Raw genomic sequence first — 15,908 nt, 5'->3', positions numbered from 1 at the left:
TTTTCCCCGCCGCTTTGCCCCGCCTTGCCCTGGAGTCTGCCCACACGCAGTCACCGTTTCTCACACCTCCTGGTGTGGTTATCACGGCGCACCCTCCCCAGACAGCCCCCCCGCGTAGGATCGTCGGCGGCGTCAGATGTGTATAAGAGCCACCCCCCCGGCCGCTCTCAGCCGTCCCGTTACGAACGGAACTTCCGCAAAAATTGAACCGCCTGGGCGATGTCCGCCTCCGGTTTCGCTCCGACTTCCCGCTCGATCGTCAAATAGCCGCCGTAGCCGATATCCTGAAGCGCCCGGATATAGTTCGGCCAATCCACGCCGCCCTCGCCCAGCGGCACTTCGCGGAACGCCGAACCGGATTCGGCCTCCTCGGCGATTTTGTCGTGGTCGAGCTTTTCGTAGCCGAGCGCGCCGTACACTTCGCGGGGATCGATCGGACGGAAGCGGACGCCGTCCTTGGCATGGGTATGCACGATGTAATCCTTCAACGTGTAAACGCCCTGCACCGGATCGTCCCCCGTCACCATCACCATGTTGGCCGGATCGAAATTGACCGACACGCCTTTGGAGCCGAGTTTATCCAGGAAGCTTTTCAGATGGGCCGACGTTTCCGGCCCCGTTTCGATCGCGAAATAGGCGTTCATGCTCGTCGCGTATTCACTCAACTCGCGGCAGGCGGTCAGCATCGAATGGTACACTTCGCCGTTTTCGTCTTCCGGCACGATGCCGATATGCGTCGTGACCACGTTCGTTCCCAGCTCGACCGCCAGGTCCAAAATCCGTTTCGACTTCTCGACTTTCGCCGGATTTTCCCGCTTGTCCTGGAACCCGTGCCCGGCCAGATCGCCGACGAGCGCGGAAATGTCGAGCCCGAGCGATTCGATGTACGCCTTCCATTCCTTGCGCGCGGCCGGGCTTAAGTTATCGGGATCCATCTCGCCCGACACGGCGTAAATTTGCACGCCTTCCGCCCCGACCTGCTTCGCTTTGACGAGCCCTTCGCGCACGCCGACGCGGAAGCTGTCGACGATGACGCCGATTTTGTTGTTCATTTGGACGCCTCCTCCGTTTCGCTCCACATTTTCTTCAAGTTGGCAAGCCCGATGCGGGAACCGAGCTTGCAGTCCTCCATCCCTTCGAACTCCAGCGACAAATAGCCGTCATAACCGGATTCGCGAATGATCGACAACACGTCCGGCAGGTCGATGTCGCCGTTGCCCGCGATCGCGCCGCGCAAATAATGCCCGTGGGCCGTCTTGAACCAGCCCTCGCCGGGATTGCCCCGCGTTTTCGGCCGCCAGTAAAAATCTTTGATGTGCACCATCGAGGCGTAGCCGATGTTTTTTCGGACGGCGACGGACGGCTGCTCGTCCGCGCACATGAAGTTTCCGACATCGAGCGTCGTTTTGAAATTCGGACGGTCGACCGCGTGGATGAGCGCCTGCACCCGGTCGCTCGCTTGCGTGAAATAGCCGTGGTTTTCGACGCTCGTCGTGATGCCGAAGCCTGCGGCATATTCCGCGATCCGGCGGCAGGCTTCCGCAACCCGCGGCAGCTCGCCCAAAAAATTGCGGATCGACAAATCGTCGGACGAAGCCGCGTCGTGCCGCATCAGCTTCACGCCGAGACGGCGCGCGATGTCGACTTCTTTTTTCACCCGGTCGATTTCCGCCTCGAACGCATCGTCCGACAAGCCGCAGAAGTTGGCGCCGATCGCGTAATTGGACAGCTCGATGCCGCTTGCTGCCGCCTGGCTCCGAATCGCCTCGATCAGCTCCGGGTTGTCCGTCAGCGAAAAGCCGACCGGCACGATTTCCGCATGCTCCCCGCCGATTTCCGCGATGTAGGCGATCGCTTCGGGAACGGTCAGCTCGCCCGCGCGAATCGCGCCGAACAGACTGTACGTGCTTACGCCGATTTTCATAGCCGGATCTCCTCTTTGCGCTCGGACGATTCGTACACCGCGTTCAATATTTTCATCATTTCGACGCCGTCCTCGATCGGGCTGATCGGCTGGCGTCCCTCTCTCACGCATTCGACGAAATGGTCGATCTCGCTTTGGAACGCGCCTGCGAAGTCGAAGCTTTTGTGGTCGGTTTGCGGTACAATGTTCAAAATCGTATCGTTCTTTTCCGTCACCATGACGATTTCCGGATCGATTTCGAAGCCGCCTTTATCGCCGTAGAGCTTGACGGAGGCTTCGTTCGATTTGGCGTGAAGCGCGAAGCTGACGTCCACCTGGAGGCTTGCGCCGTTTTCGAACCGGATCAGCGCGCTGGCCAGATCCTCGACCGTGTTGAAGGCCGGATCCCAATCCGCGGCCTTGTAATGCGACAGGCTGGTGACGTTCGCGCGGTTGCCGAGCTTGTGGTACGTGTTGCCGCTGACGGTAATCGGCTTCGGCTTGCCCATCATGTACCAGCACAGGTCGATCATGTGCACGCCGATGTCGATGAGCGGCCCCCCGCCCGAACGCGAGCGGTCCGCGAACCAGCCGCCCGGGTTGCCGTGCCGGCGCAGCGCGGAAGCTTTGGCGTAATAAATTTCGCCGAACTCTCCCTGCTCGACGAATTTGCGCAGCATTTGCGCGTTCGGGTCGTAACGGCGAACGTAGCCGACCATCAGCAGCTTGCCCGTCTCCCGGACCGCCTCCTGGATGCGCAGCGCTTCCTCTACCGTCGTCGACACGGGCTTTTCGACCAATACGTGCTTGCCCGCCCGCAGCGCCGCGATCGCGATCTCGGCGTGCGTATTGTTCCAGGTGCAAATGCTGACCGCGTCGATATCGGGATCGGCAAGCAGCTCCTTATAATCGCTGTAGCTTTTGGCGGCTCCGAATTGCTCCGCTTTTTTCTTGGCGCGTTCGGCGTTCAGGTCGCATACCGCGATAAGCTCCGCGCCCGGGTTGCGCGTGTAGGATTGCAGGTGCGAATCGGAAATCGAGCCCGTTCCGATGACCGCGACTTTGACCGTTTTCATAGCTTCCCATTCTCCTCTGCTGGGTATTGGCCAACTGATTTGATATTATGAGATGAGAGAGCCGGTCAGCCATGAACCGGATTGCGCTTTATTTGGACGATTGTGCGATTTGCGAGCGAGGTGACCGTCATGAGAAGACCCGCGGCGCTGCTGGAGCCGATGGATATGCCCGACCCCCATTTTCCGATCAAGGTCCACTTTTCGGCTTCGTTTCGGACCGGTCAGCTGTTGTTTCCGAACCATTGGCACAAGCATATCGAAATTTTGTACTGCGTTGCCGGCAAAGCGCACATCGAATGCAATTCCGTGCCGCTCGCGATGGAGGCCGGCGACGTGATCGTCATCAACAGCAACGATTTGCACAGCGGAACGTGCCTGTCCGACGATTTGGCCTATTACGCGCTGATCGCGGACCCGATTTTGCTGCAAAGCCCGACGCCGGACGCGGCCGAGTCCAAATACATCTCTTCCGTCGCCGACAATCGCCTGCTGTTTCGGCACAGCAGCTCGTGCAGCGAGGAAATCGGCGGCCTGATCGTCGCGATCGTGGGCGAACTGCGCGGGCGCGAGATGGGCTTCGAGCTTTCGGTCAAGTCGCATCTGTACCGGATTTTGACGCTGCTGATCCGCCGCGACGTGGCGCAGGTGCTGACGGAAAACGAAGACCGTCTCCGGACCAAAAATCTCGAACGCCTCGCCCCGGTGCTGGCCTATATGGAGACGCATTATGCCGACCCGCTCCACGTCCATATGCTGGCCGGCATGGCGGGACTTAGCCGGTACCACTTCGGGCGGCTGTTCAAGGCGGTTACCGGCCGGACGATTACCGAATACATTGCCTGGATTCGCCTCAGCAACGCGGAGCAGCTCCTTCGCAATACGACGCAGACGATTTCGGAAATCGCGGAAATGACCGGTTTTCACGACATCTATTACTTCAGCCGCATGTTCAAAAAAATGAACGGCCTGCCGCCGACCGAATGGCGCAAGATGGCCGCGGAAACGGATTTGGGACAGGTTACAGCACCGCCACCGCCCTGACCGGAGAGCCGTCCCCGTTCTCGATCGCGAGCGGAAAGCCGTAAAACATGAAATCCGTCTCCTCCGGAAGCCGCTCCAAATTCGCAAGCGACGTGTACGTGACGATGCCGGCGCCGAGCAGTGCCCGCTCCAGCTCCTCGGTCAGCTCCCCGCCGACGAACGGCGGGCGAAGCCGCGCCAGCCCTTCGAAAAGCCCGACCCCGATCTCTTCCTTGAAAAAAAGCCCCCCATCCCGCGGCCAGGCTCCGTCCGGACGCACGACTTGCGCCTTGCCGAAAAACCGTTCGAGCGGCATGCGGTCGATCGGCGTGCCTCCCGCGTGCATGTGGGAAAACGCGTCGACATGCGTGCCCGTATGCGTGCCGAGCGTCATTTGCCTCAGTTCCCAGCCGTGGCTCTCCCTCGTTCGGACGATTCGCACCTCCACCTCCGGATCGCCGGGATACACCGGCATGCCCGACCGGATCGGAATCGATAAATCGATAACGGCCATCGTTCTCGTCTCCTTCTCAAGCTGCGTGAACTTCATTAAGCTTCATTTTACAATCGCCGCCCGGCCGTTGCAGCCGTTTTCCCGCAATTTCGTTGAGTTTTCGCCCTTTGCCGATCTATAATGTTAAAAGCTGCGCGTATGAATCTCATATTCTCGAAAAAGGTGTGCAAGTAGATGAGCATTTTAACGGTCAAAAATTTGTCCCACGGCTTCGGCGACCGCGCGATCTTCAACGACGTCTCGTTCCGCCTGCTGAAGGGCGAGCACGTCGGGCTGATCGGCGCCAACGGCGAAGGCAAATCGACGTTCATGAACACGGTCATGGGCAAGCTCGAACCCGACGCCGGCAAAATCGAATGGGCGAAAAACGTCCGGGTCGGCTACCTCGACCAGCATTCCGTGCTGCAAAAAGGGATGACGATCCGCGACGTTCTGAAAAGCGCCTTCCGGTATTTGACGGACCTGGAAGCGCAGATGAACGAAATGTACGAGAAAATGGGCGCCGCCTCCCCCGAGGAGCTGGAGGCGCTGCTGGAAGAGGTCGGGACGATCCAGGATCTGCTGACGAACAACGACTTCTACATGATCGACGCGAAGGTCGAGGAAGTGGCGAAGGGCCTGGGCCTGAACGATATCGGGCTCGACCGGGACGTGCACGACCTCAGCGGCGGCCAGCGGACGAAGGTGCTGCTCGCGAAGCTGTTGCTGGAAAAGCCCGACATCCTGCTGCTCGACGAACCGACCAACTACCTGGACGAAGCGCACATCGAATGGCTGAAGCGGTATTTGCAGGCTTACGAAAACGCGTTTATCCTCATTTCGCACGACATTCCTTTTTTGAACAGCGTCGTCAACCTGATTTATCATATGGAAAATCAGGAGCTGAACCGGTACGTCGGCGACTACGACACGTTCCTGCAGCAGCACGAGGCCAAAAAGCAGCAGCTGGAATCGGCCTACAAGCGCCAGCAGCAGGAAATCGCCGATTTGAAGGATTTCGTCGCGCGCAACAAGGCTCGCGTCTCGACGCGCAACATGGCGATGTCCCGGCAGAAGAAGCTGGACAGCATGGAGATCATCGAGCTCGCCAAGGAAAAGCCGAAGCCCCAGTTTCAGTTCAAGGAGGGCCGGACGTCCGGGCGGTTTATTTTCGAGGCGAAAAGCCTTGTCATCGGCTATGACGAGCCGCTGTGCCGTCCGATCGACCTCGCCATGGAGCGCGGCCAGAAAATCGCCGTCGTCGGCGCGAACGGCATCGGCAAAACGACGCTGCTGCGCAGCCTGCTCGGAGAAATTCCGGCTTTGTCCGGCTCCGTCGAGCGCGGCGACAACTTGCTCGTCGGCTATTTCGAGCAGGAGATGAAGAGCGGAACCGACATGACGTGCATCGAGGCGGTGTGGGACGAATTCCCGGCGATGTCGCAATTCGAGGTGCGCGCCGCTCTCGCCAAGTGCGGGCTGACGACGAAGCATATCGAAAGCAAGATTTCCGTTCTCAGCGGCGGCGAAAAAGCGAAGGTCCGGCTGTGCAAGCTCATCAACCGGGAGACGAACGTGCTCGTCCTCGACGAACCGACCAACCATCTCGACGTCGACGCGAAGGAAGAGCTGAAGCGCGCCCTGCGCGCTTATAAAGGAAGCGTTCTGCTCATCAGCCACGAGCCGGAATTTTACCGGGATGTCGCGACCGACGTCTGGAACTGCGAGTCGTGGACGACGAAGGTGTTCTGAAGCGCGGAAAAAGCCCCGGCAGCATGAACCGCCGGGACTTTGATTTAAATTGCGCGGCACGTAAATGTCGGCGCGGCAATCGAACGGATTTCGAGCCGATCGCGCGCCCGCTTAAAACGCCGGCACGACCGCGACGCCGTACTTCTCCTCGATGAACGCTTTGACCTCGGGCGACGTCAGAGCCGCGTCGAGTTTACGGATCGCTTCTTCGTTCTCGTCCCCGCTTCTGACGACGATGACGTTGGCGTACGGGGAATCTGCATCCTCGCGGAACAGCGCCGCGTTCGGATCGATGCCGGCTTCCAGGACGAGGTTCGTGTTGATGACCGCCCCGTCAAGGTCCGGCAGCACGCGCGGCAGCGCGGCGGAATCGACTTCGCGGAATTTCAGGTTTTTCGGATTGTCGACGATGTCTTTCGGGGTCGCCTCGTACGTCGTCAACCCTTCCTTTAGCTTGATCAGCCCTTGCTTCTCCAGCAGCACCAGTGCCCGGTATTCGTTGGACGGATTGTTCGGAATGCCGATTTCGGCCCCGTCCCGCAACTCGTCCTTCGATTGGGCCTTTTCCGAATAAAAACCGATCGGCTCGACGTGCACCTTCGTCGTGACGGCAAAATCGTAGCCTTGCTCATTCTTGACGGAATCCAAATACGGAACATGCTGAAAATAGTTCGCGTCGATCTGGCCGTCCTTCAGCGCGGGGTTCAATTGGCCTTCGTCGTCGAACACGACGATTTCCAGCTCGACGCCTTGTTCTTTCAGAACCGGCTTCACGAATTCCAGGATTTCCGCATGGGGAACCGGCGCCGCTCCTACCTTCAAAACCGCGGGTTCGGCCGGCGTTTCGGACGAAGCCGGGGTCTCGGATGCTCCGGACGAAGACGAGCCGCTCGGCGAAGGCGAGGCGGATTCGGTCGCGGGGGCCGAAGGCGAAGCGGACGAATCGCCATTGCCGGCACCGCAGGCCGAAATCAACACCGCCATTAACAAAACAAGCGCTGGGACGAAAAACCGTTTTTTCTTGGACATACGTTCCTCTCCTGTCTTTTATCGTAATATGTAAAGCCAAGCGCGTTGCCGAAATCGATCATTCGCTACTCCTGTTTGAACCTTCGGCGCTGGATCGACTTTGCCGTCCAGTCCCCGGTCCATTGGACGATCTGAACGAGCAAAATAATGACGATGACCGTCGCAAACAAAACATCCTCGCGGAACCGCTGGTACCCGAACCGCACCGCCAGGCTGCCGAGGCCCCCGGCCCCGATCGCGCCCGCGACGGCCGTAAACTCGGTGATCGCGATCACCGCGATCGTCATCCCCCGCACGAGCGCCGGCAGCGCTTCGGGAATGAGCACCCGGAATATAATCGCGAGCGGAGATGCGCCGACGGACTTCGCCGCTTCGATTTTGCCCGCTTCCACTTCCTTGAGCGAATTTTCGATAATGCGCGCGAGAAACGGCGCGGCGCCGATCGAAAGCGAGACGATCGCCGCCGTCGGGCCCAGCGTCGTGCCGATCAACAGCCTCGACAGCGGCAGCAGCAAAATGATCAAAATGATGAACGGCAGCGAACGCACCGTGTTGATGACCGTGCCCGCGACCTTGTGCAGGACGGGCAGCGGCATAATGCCTCCCTTTTCGGTCGCGACCAGGACGATCCCGAGCAGCAGCCCGAGAGCGGTCGCGAACAGCGAAGACCAGAACACCATGTACAGCGTTTCGGTCAAACCTTCCCTCAGCAAGCCCGGCAAATCTTCCCTCATGTCGCCGCCCGCCGCTCTTCCGCCGGAAATCGGCTTCCGTTAACCATTTGCGCGATGCCGACAAAGCGCCGTGCCGTTTCGCTTTCGGGGCTCGCGAACAGCTTGTCGACGGTGCCGGTCTCGACGATTTTCCCCCGTTCGATCACCGCCATCCGGTTGCAAATGTGCTGAAGCACGTCGAGCTCGTGCGTGATCAGCACGATCGTGAGATGAAGCTGGCGGTTGATCCGCTTCAGCAGCTCCAGGATCGAAAACGTCGTTTCCGGATCGAGCGCCGACGTCGCCTCGTCGCAAAGCAGAACGTCGGGATCGTTTGCCAGCGCTCTGGCGATGCCCACCCGCTGCTTCTGCCCGCCGCTGAGCTGGGCCGGATACGCTTTTTCCTTGTCCGAAAGCTGGACGAGCTCCAGAAGCTCCCGCACGCGCCGCCTGATTTTTTCCTTGGAATGACCCGCCACGACGAGCGGAAACGCGATATTCTCGTATACCGTCCTGGCGTCGAGAAGGTTGAACTGCTGAAAAATCATGCCGATTTTTTGTCGGGCCAGCCGCAGTGCTTTCCCGTTCAGTCTCGTAATCTCCTGCCCGCCGATCGCGACGCTTCCGGAATCCGGCTCCTCCAGCCGGTTCAGGCAGCGGATCAGCGTCGACTTCCCCGCGCCGCTCGCGCCGATGATTCCGTAAATATCGCCCTTGCGCACGTGCAGATCGATGCCGTCCAAAGCCGTGAACCGGCCTTGCGGCGTTTTGTACGTTTTGCTGAGCCGCTCGACGACAATCATGCATGCCCACTTCCTTTCCCTGAGATTTCAAGCAAAACGAAAAAAACCAAGCTTTATCGTCCGCAGGCGGCAAACGATCGCTCAGTTTCCAGTTCGTCTGGTCAACTTTTAAAATAAACTATTCCAATGGTTTTAATATACTTTAATTCACTTCCCTGATTCTGTCAATGTCTTTTCAAAGCAATCAAGTTTAATTATACTTTTCCAATAAAATAACTTATATTTAAGGAGCGGAACCTTTTACCGGGAGTTTAAAAGCAAAGTGGCCGCCGCCGGACGGGATCCGGACCGGGTTTACGTTTTGCAAGGAATTTCCCCGATTATCGGCGGCACCGATGCCGAGGCCCGGGCGGAAAGGGAGCGGCTGGAGGCGCTGATCCCCGAGGCGACGGGCCTGAGCTTTTTGTCCGATTATTTCCCCGGCGTCGACTTTGAGGGCCTGACCCTGGACGACCGGGCCAAAGACGCGGGACTGGACCGGCTGGAGCTGGACAAATCCGATTACCGCAAACACCGGCCCGTCATCGCGAGAGATAACCCGACGCTCCGCGAAGTCTACTCCCTGCTTACCGGTTCCTTCAGCGACGACGGGCTCGTCGGCACGCCGGAGAAAATCGCGGATACGCTCGAGCGCTGGTTCGCCGAACGGGCGGCCGACGGTTTCATGCTGATAGCGCCGTCCCTTCCCGGCGGCCTGGAACGATTCGTCGACGGCGTCGTGCCGATCCTGCAGCGGCGCGGCCTGTTCCGGACGGAGTACGAAGGCGCCACCTTGCGCGAGCATTTGGGGCTCCCCGTCCCCGAAAACCGTTACGCCCGGCAACCTCGCGCGGAAAGCCGGAAATAGCGCAAGCGACCGAATCGCGAAAGCAATAACGGCCTCTCGCGACCGTTCATTCGGCCGGGCCGTTCCCGGTCTCGCTCGAACACGAAAAAACCGCGTTTTCCAAAACCGGAAAACGCGGCTCGCGGGCGGGTCAAGAGACCGCCTTCGATTTCTTTTTGCACTCTTTGCGGGTACATGTTTTATAATGGCCGGTAAAATCGAGTCGGTGATCGGTTACTTTGAAGCCGTATTCGCGCTCCAGCCGCTGCTCGAGATCGAGCAGCCAATCCTCCTTGATCTCCTGCAGGGAACCGCATTCGGCGCAGATTAAATGGTGATGCATATGCTCGTGGTCGTCGCTGCGCAAATCGAAGCGGACGGCGCCGTCGCCGAAATTCATTTTCTCGACGATGTGCAGCTCCGCCAGCAGCTCCAGCGTCCGGTACACCGTGGCGAGCCCGATATCCGAGTACTTTTCCTTTACGAGCATGAACACGTCTTCCGCCGTCAGATGATCCCGTTCGTTTTCAAGCAGCACCCGGACGGTCGCTTCGCGTTGGCGGGTCATCTTGTACCCGTTGCTCGCCAATCGGCAATTAATCGAATCCAGCTGTTCCGTGATCGTCAACACAAGCGCCTCTCTTCTATAAATAGCTAAGCTTAGCAGACTTTTATTTAGAATAATTCTAATCTTAACGCAAACTTTGTCTGAAAGCAAAGGATTTCATCAAAATGAAGTCCGGCGAGGATCGGGCTCCCGGGTCGGCCCGCCATAAAACGGAAAAAAGCGCCCCATCTTCCGGTTCCCCGGAAAATGAAGCGCCCCGACTTAAGCAGGCCATAGGTTTGTCCTTCTCGCATGTTCGCCGCGCGCGAGCGTTTTCGCCCGCGCCGTTTACGCCAAAATTTCCTCGATCCGCTCCAGGACGTCCGCGGACAGCGCGACGCCCGATGCCGCCGCGTTTTCCTTCACCTGCTCCGGGCGGCTCGCCCCGACGAGCGCGCTGGCCACGTTCGGCTGGCGCAAAATCCATGCCAGAGCGAGCTGCCCGACCGTAATGCCGAGCTCCGAAGCGATTTCGCCGAGCCTGCGCACTTTCGCGATTTTTTCATCCGTGATATGCTTCCGCATATGGTCGAGTTTGGCCGCGCGGCTGTCTTGGGGCACGCTGTCCGCGGACGCGTATTTTCCCGTCAGCAGTCCTTGCGCGAGCGGCGAGAAAACGACCTGGCCGATGCCCTTCCGCTCGCCGAGCGGGATGATTTCCTTTTCGATGTACCGCTGGAACATGTTGTAAACCGGCTGGTTGACGACGATCCGGTCCAGCAGGTACCGGTCCGCGACCGTCAGCGCCTCGGCCATTTGCGCGGCCGTCCACTCGCTGACGCCGACGTAGAGCACCTTCCCCTGCCTTACGAGGTCGTCCAATGCGCGAAGGGTTTCTTCGAGCGGCGTCTCCGGGTCGAAGCGGTGGCAATAGTAAATGTCCACGTAATCGGTGCCCAGGCGCTTCAGGCTGGCATGGCATTGTTCGGTCACATGCTTGCGGGACAGGCCGCGGTCGTTCGGACCGTCGCCCATCGGCCAGAACACCTTGGTCGCCAGCACGTACGATTCGCGCGGATACGCCCGCAGCGTCTCGCCGACGACCAGCTCGGCTTGTCCTCTTTCATAAACGTTGGCCGTATCGAAAAAATTAATGCCGAGATCGTAAGCCGTCTCGATCGATTTCACCGCGTTTTCCTTTTCGACGTAGCCTCCGTAAGTCAGCCAGCTTCCCAGGCTGATTTCGCTCACCTTCAGGCCCGTACCGCCCATTTTCCGATAGTTCATCTTGCAACCGCCTCCTTGAATGGGGTCGAAGCCGCTCCGAACGTTGCCAGCTTCGCCGGACATTCCTTGCCGGAACCGCTTTTATTGTAATGGATTGCGATATACAATTAAAAGTAGTGAATTATTTTTCATTAAATTATACCCAGTATATATGCTATACTTTGTATACCAAGGAGGGTTTGGCGATGAATGCGAGCAATTATATTCCGAAAGTCCCGGTCGATTACGAATGCAACATTGAAAAAACGCTCGACGTGCTTGGCGGGAAATGGGCCTTTCTCGTCCTGCGCGAGCTGTTCGGAGGAACGAAGCGATTCGGCGAGCTGCAGCGCAGCATCCCGGCCGTAAGTCCCCGCGCGCTCACCAGCACGCTGCGCCATATGGAGGAAAAGGGCGTGCTGGAACGACGCGTGTTTCCTACCGTACCGGTTACGGTCGAGTATACGCTTACGCCCAAGGGGCAGGATCTGCACCATATCGTAAAAGAAATGAAGCTCTGGGCGGCAAAGTGGACCTAGAGACCGGCCGCCCGCAAACGTTCGGGAGCTCCCGCGACAAACGAAACGCGCCGCGCGCTTCGGGTCCGATCCGCCGATCGGCCGCAAAGCTGCGCTGCGCGTTTCGTTTAAGAGCCGGCGACCTAGCCGATTCCGCTATGCCTCGCTTCCTCGATCACCTCGATGAGCCGGTCGGGATAGTTCGTATGAACGCCGTCCGCTCCCCACCTTACCGCCTTGCTCATGTTCACCTGGTAATTTACCGTGTACGGGTACACCAACAAGCCCGCGTTTTTGACCTTCTGCACGTAGGAACCGCTGAGCTTTTCGAAGTTGGCGCCGATGCCGTTCGCGTATTGCTTGATTTCCTCCAGCGAAGAACTCGAGATATACGCCGGCGCGTTGTACCACAGCAGTTGGAACAGCAGAATTTCTTCGTTCAGGGAACGCAGCTTGGACAGGCTGGCTTTGCTGAACGATTGCACCGCGACGTGGCGGCTTAACTTGTATTCCTCGACGAGCTCGATCAGCTGCTCCTCCATGCCGGGATAAACCGTCGGGGACTTCGTCTCCAGCAGGTAGTTCGCATCGTTGCCGAACGTTTCGAAAATTTCCCGCAGCGTCGGCACCTTTTCGCCCGCGTATTCTTCCCTCGCGTACATCGGATGGGTTTGGTTGAACCAGGAGCCGGCATCGAGCTGCCGGATTTCCTCCAATGTCAAATTTCGCACGCGGCCGGTCCCGTCCGTCGTCCGGTTGACCGTTTCGTCGTGCATGGCGACAAGATGCCCGTCCTTCGTCATTTGCAAATCGATTTCCAAATAATCCGCGTTCATGCGAACCGCCGTCCGGTAAGCCGCAAGCGTATTTTCCGGCGCGTATCCCGAAGCCCCCCGGTGCGCGATCGTCGCCACCTTGCGATCCGGCGAAAACAGTTCCATCAAGACGTCGCGGCTTGCGGACCACGACATCAGGAGCGCGATGATCGCGGCGACCAGAAGCAGATGAAGCGTGTAAAAGTAAAGCGTCGTAATCTCCCGTTTGCGCAACTTGAGCCCTCCCGTCATCCCCTGGTGTCCTTGCCGAAGGGAGCCGGCGTTTCAAGCTGGAGGCGCTTTCGTGGTCTCCCCTCGTCCCGAGAGCTTTCTTTGAATCCGCTTTACTTGCTTGTAAGCATCGTATTCAATCGAGGCCGCAATGCTGCCTTGCCTCTCGGAAAACATACAATGAGTCATTATTTCATTATGTCCAAAACCTGTCAAGAGTCGCCGGCATTCGACAGATACGCACGCTGCTTATTACCTCGGAGACCGAAAAAAGAAACGCACGCGATCGGATTGACAATGTAAATGAGAATTGTTATCATTAAATTCGCCTTTATACCATAAAAAAAGGTCTGTCACGACCTGAAGGGGAGCAACCAATTTGTCGCACGCAAAGAAAAAAATCGGTTGGATCGCAACCAGCTTGATCGCCCTGTCGCTGATGCTCGCCGCCTGCGGAGGCGGCAATTCCAATAACGCCGCCGGTTCGCCGAGCGCTTCCGCCGGCGCCAGCCCGTCCGCGGAGCAGACCGCAAGCCCGTCCGCATCGGCTGCGGCTTCGACTGACGCCAGCGCCGAACGAACGCTGACGGACGGCCTCGGCAACGAAGTGACGGTCCCGGCGAACCCGGAACGCATTATCGCCTCTTACCTGGAAGACCACCTGGTCGCCCTCGGCGTAAAGCCGGTCGCCCAATGGTCGGTGGCAAACGGCATTCAGGATTATTTGCAGGGTGAGCTGGAGGGGATTCCGACGATCGCCTTCGATCTTCCCTACGAAGCGGTTGCAAGCTTTACGCCCGATTTGATCATCGTCGGCTCGTCCGGCCTGGTCGAAGGCGACAAGTACGGCCAATATTCGAAAATCGCCCCGACGTTCGTCCTCGGGGACGAAATCAACAACGATTGGCGGCAAGCGCTGCTGAAAATCGGCGAAGTGCTGGGCAAAAGCGACGAAGCGCAAAAAGCGCTGGACGATTACGATGCCAAAGCGAAAGACGCCAAGGAGAAGCTGCAGCAAGCGGTCGCTTCCGAATCGGCCGCCGTCCTGTGGCTGACGAACAAGCAATTTTACGTCGTCAGCGAATCGCAATCCAGCGGCGCCGTTCTATACGGCGATTTGGGCCTGACGGTGCCGGAAGTCGTCAAGGAAATTTCGGCCGCCGGCAGCGCCAGCTGGAACTCCATTTCGCTGGAAAAGCTGGCCGAACTGGACGCGGATCACATTTTCCTGATCAACAGCGACGTGGCGTCGGGCTCCGAAGCGCTTCAGGACCCGATTTGGCAAAGCATCCCCGCCGTCAAGAACGGCAACGTATACGAATTCGACAGCAAGGAGAGCTGGCTTTACTCGGGCGCGATCGCCAACGGGCAAATGATCGACAACGTGCTGGCCAGCCTGGTCAACTAAAGACGCGCATGCAGCGAAGCAATCCTTCCGGCCGCTTTCGGCCGGGGGGATTGTTTTTTTGCGGCGATCGGCGATTGGGGCTTCACGGACGGCGCGAAGTTCGTTACATTAAGAAGACGCGAAGCAAACGCTTTAATAAGTCGCAACCGGAGGTTTTGTCCGATGTCTTCCCCCGTTACGCCGTCTCGCCGGGACGCGCTGCCCGGCCGGCCGGCCGCCGTTCCCGGCGCGGGGAGCGCTCGCGCCGCGCTCCCGTTCAAGCCGGTTGCCCGCCGGCATCATCTCCTGTTCGCCGCGGCGACCGTTTTATATTGGATGACCATGTACGTTTATGTACCGATTCTGACTCCGTTTCTGCAGGATCGGGGCTTGTCGATGGGCTGGATCGGCTTCATCGTCGGCAGCTACGGCCTGTCCCAGATGCTCATCCGGTTTCCGCTCGGCGTCTATTCCGACCGAATGAGCCGGCGCAAGCCGTTTTTGATTGCCGGAATGCTGGCGGGACTCGTCGGAAGCGCCCTGTTTCTCGTCGGAGACGCCTGGCAGGGGCCGCTGGCCGGCAGGCTCGTGCTCGGCATATGCGCCTCTTCCTGGGTCGCCTATTCGGTGCTTTACGCTTCGTACTATCCGCCCGAACAGTCCACCAAGGCGATGAGCACGATCAGCTTTCTCACCGTCGTCGGCCAGCTGGCCGGCATGACGGCAAGCGGCTGGCTCGCATCCGCAGGCGGCTGGGAAACGGCGTTTTTGACCGGCATCGGCCTTGCCGCCGCCGGGATGCTCGCCGCCGCATGCGTGTTCGAGCCGCCGTCACCAAGCCGCGCCGCGTTGCCCGCGGCTGCGAAGGAAGCGCGAACGGCAGCGCCCGGCGGCGCCCGCCGCAGCGTCCGGAAGATCGTAACGTCCTCGCCGCTGCTGATCGAAGTGTCGCTGCTGTCGCTGCTCGTTCACTGCATTTTATTCATTACGATGTTCGGCTTTACCCCGCTTCAGGCCGTTGCGCTCGGAGCGTCGGAAGTCGAGCTTACGTGGCTTGTCGTCGCCTTCATGGTGCCGCATGCGCTCGTTTCGCTCTGGAGCGGCCGGTTGCTCGCGCCCCGCTTCGGCGAACGAAACGTCATTATCGCCGGTTTCATCCTCAGCGCCGCCTGCTCCGCCGCGATTCCGCTTTGCGCCTCGCTTCCGTCGCTGCTGGCGACTCAGGCCGTGAACGGAGCCGCGCAGGCGATGGTCATTCCGCTGCTGCTCGGCCTTGCCATTCGCGACTATCCGTCGTCCGAACGGGCGACCGCAATGGGCTTCTACCAATCCGTCTATTCTATCGGCATGTTTGCGGGCCCTTATGTCGCGGGCTGGTTCAACAATGCCGGCGGTCTTCGCGCCGGGTTTTGGTTTGCCGGCGCCATCGGGCTGGCCGCGGCCGCAATCGCATTGATCGGAGCGAAACGCCGCCGCTAGCCGGACGGACGGAGGCCGCGCCGACGAATGCCGAATGGCCCTCCTCGATC

At 59.2% G+C, this 15,908-nt stretch carries 16 protein-coding genes; 6 read left to right on the top strand and 10 right to left on the bottom strand.

Going from position 1 to position 15,908, the window contains the following annotated elements; all coding sequences use genetic code 11:
- Nucleotides 1-179 precede the first annotated feature (179 nt).
- From B7E11_RS21950 to B7E11_RS21940, 3 genes are read right to left on the bottom strand one after another with little or no spacing between them, the layout of a single operon-like run.
- Nucleotides 180-1,052 carry a sugar phosphate isomerase/epimerase family protein gene (locus tag B7E11_RS21950; protein ID WP_080838868.1) on the bottom strand — a complete coding sequence of 291 codons (873 nt, stop codon included), beginning with the start codon at nucleotides 1,050-1,052 and terminating at the stop codon, nucleotides 180-182.
- Entirely contained in the window at nucleotides 1,049-1,924 is an 876-nt protein-coding gene (locus tag B7E11_RS21945; RefSeq protein WP_080838867.1) for a sugar phosphate isomerase/epimerase family protein, read from the bottom strand. The genes B7E11_RS21950 and B7E11_RS21945 overlap by 4 nt, the downstream gene beginning before the upstream one ends.
- Nucleotides 1,921-2,979, bottom strand: coding sequence for a Gfo/Idh/MocA family protein (locus B7E11_RS21940; RefSeq protein ID WP_080838865.1), 1,059 nt, complete (start codon nucleotides 2,977-2,979; stop codon nucleotides 1,921-1,923). The genes B7E11_RS21945 and B7E11_RS21940 overlap by 4 nt, the downstream gene beginning before the upstream one ends.
- A 129-nt stretch (nucleotides 2,980-3,108) precedes the next feature.
- Here B7E11_RS21940 and B7E11_RS21935 point away from each other — a divergent pair, with 129 nt between their 5' ends.
- Nucleotides 3,109-4,020, top strand: a complete 912-nt coding sequence (locus tag B7E11_RS21935) for an AraC family transcriptional regulator (RefSeq protein ID WP_080838863.1) — start codon at nucleotides 3,109-3,111, stop codon at nucleotides 4,018-4,020.
- Here B7E11_RS21935 and B7E11_RS21930 read toward each other — a convergent pair.
- A complete protein-coding gene (locus B7E11_RS21930) occupies nucleotides 3,998-4,513 on the bottom strand; it encodes a cyclase family protein (protein ID WP_080838861.1) in 516 nt (171 codons plus the stop codon). The genes B7E11_RS21935 and B7E11_RS21930 overlap by 23 nt on opposite strands.
- A gap of 174 nt (nucleotides 4,514-4,687) precedes the next feature.
- On the opposite strand from B7E11_RS21930, the gene B7E11_RS21925 reads away from it, so the two are divergent.
- Complete coding sequence (locus tag B7E11_RS21925; protein ID WP_080838860.1) at nucleotides 4,688-6,244, top strand: ABC-F family ATP-binding cassette domain-containing protein; 1,557 nt, start codon at nucleotides 4,688-4,690, stop codon at nucleotides 6,242-6,244.
- Nucleotides 6,245-6,355: 111 nt separating this feature from the next.
- Here the strand turns inward: B7E11_RS21925 and B7E11_RS21920 are convergent, their stop codons facing one another.
- The 3 genes from B7E11_RS21920 to B7E11_RS21910 all read right to left on the bottom strand — a co-directional run bounded on the left by B7E11_RS21920 (nucleotide 6,356) and on the right by B7E11_RS21910 (nucleotide 8,789).
- Nucleotides 6,356-7,273, bottom strand: a complete 918-nt coding sequence (locus B7E11_RS21920) for a MetQ/NlpA family ABC transporter substrate-binding protein (protein WP_080838858.1) — start codon at nucleotides 7,271-7,273, stop codon at nucleotides 6,356-6,358.
- Nucleotides 7,274-7,338: 65 nt separating this feature from the next.
- Nucleotides 7,339-8,007, bottom strand: coding sequence for a methionine ABC transporter permease (locus B7E11_RS21915; protein ID WP_080838856.1), 669 nt, complete (start codon nucleotides 8,005-8,007; stop codon nucleotides 7,339-7,341).
- Complete coding sequence (locus B7E11_RS21910) at nucleotides 8,004-8,789, bottom strand: methionine ABC transporter ATP-binding protein (protein ID WP_080838854.1); 786 nt, start codon at nucleotides 8,787-8,789, stop codon at nucleotides 8,004-8,006. Before B7E11_RS21910 ends, B7E11_RS21915 begins: the two co-directional genes overlap by 4 nt.
- A gap of 262 nt (nucleotides 8,790-9,051) precedes the next feature.
- Between B7E11_RS21910 and B7E11_RS21905 the strand changes: the two genes are divergently transcribed.
- Nucleotides 9,052-9,636 carry an LLM class oxidoreductase gene (locus B7E11_RS21905; protein WP_139787280.1) on the top strand — a complete coding sequence of 195 codons (585 nt, stop codon included), beginning with the start codon at nucleotides 9,052-9,054 and terminating at the stop codon, nucleotides 9,634-9,636.
- Between the two features lie 130 nt (nucleotides 9,637-9,766).
- On the opposite strand, the gene fur is transcribed toward B7E11_RS21905, so the two are convergent.
- Nucleotides 9,767-10,243 (bottom strand): ferric iron uptake transcriptional regulator, encoded by a 477-nt coding sequence (gene fur, locus B7E11_RS21900; RefSeq protein WP_080838852.1) that lies wholly within the window; start codon nucleotides 10,241-10,243, stop codon nucleotides 9,767-9,769.
- Nucleotides 10,244-10,510: 267 nt separating this feature from the next.
- Complete coding sequence (locus B7E11_RS21895; protein ID WP_080838850.1) at nucleotides 10,511-11,449, bottom strand: aldo/keto reductase family protein; 939 nt, start codon at nucleotides 11,447-11,449, stop codon at nucleotides 10,511-10,513.
- 185 nt (nucleotides 11,450-11,634) lie between these two features.
- On the opposite strand from B7E11_RS21895, the gene B7E11_RS21890 reads away from it, so the two are divergent.
- Complete coding sequence (locus B7E11_RS21890; RefSeq protein WP_080838848.1) at nucleotides 11,635-11,967, top strand: winged helix-turn-helix transcriptional regulator; 333 nt, start codon at nucleotides 11,635-11,637, stop codon at nucleotides 11,965-11,967.
- A gap of 122 nt (nucleotides 11,968-12,089) precedes the next feature.
- Here the strand turns inward: B7E11_RS21890 and B7E11_RS21885 are convergent, their stop codons facing one another.
- Nucleotides 12,090-12,995: a glycerophosphodiester phosphodiesterase gene (locus tag B7E11_RS21885; RefSeq protein WP_139787278.1), complete on the bottom strand. Its 906-nt coding sequence runs from the start codon at nucleotides 12,993-12,995 to the stop codon at nucleotides 12,090-12,092.
- A 376-nt stretch (nucleotides 12,996-13,371) separates the two neighbouring features.
- Between B7E11_RS21885 and B7E11_RS21880 the strand changes: the two genes are divergently transcribed.
- Both B7E11_RS21880 and B7E11_RS21875 read left to right on the top strand, forming a co-directional pair.
- Nucleotides 13,372-14,400, top strand: coding sequence for an iron-hydroxamate ABC transporter substrate-binding protein (locus tag B7E11_RS21880; RefSeq protein ID WP_245809789.1), 1,029 nt, complete (start codon nucleotides 13,372-13,374; stop codon nucleotides 14,398-14,400).
- A gap of 162 nt (nucleotides 14,401-14,562) precedes the next feature.
- On the top strand, nucleotides 14,563-15,858 hold the full coding sequence (locus B7E11_RS21875; RefSeq protein ID WP_080838843.1) for an MFS transporter: 1,296 nt from the start codon (nucleotides 14,563-14,565) through the stop codon (nucleotides 15,856-15,858).
- Nucleotides 15,859-15,908: the final 50 nt, after the last annotated feature.

Origin of the sequence: Cohnella massiliensis (genome assembly GCF_900169535.1) — a bacterium.
GTDB lineage: Bacteria > Bacillota > Bacilli > Paenibacillales > Paenibacillaceae > Cohnella > Cohnella algarum.
Note: the sequence above shows the minus strand (reverse complement) of the source record. Positions and strands in the feature narration are given on the sequence as shown.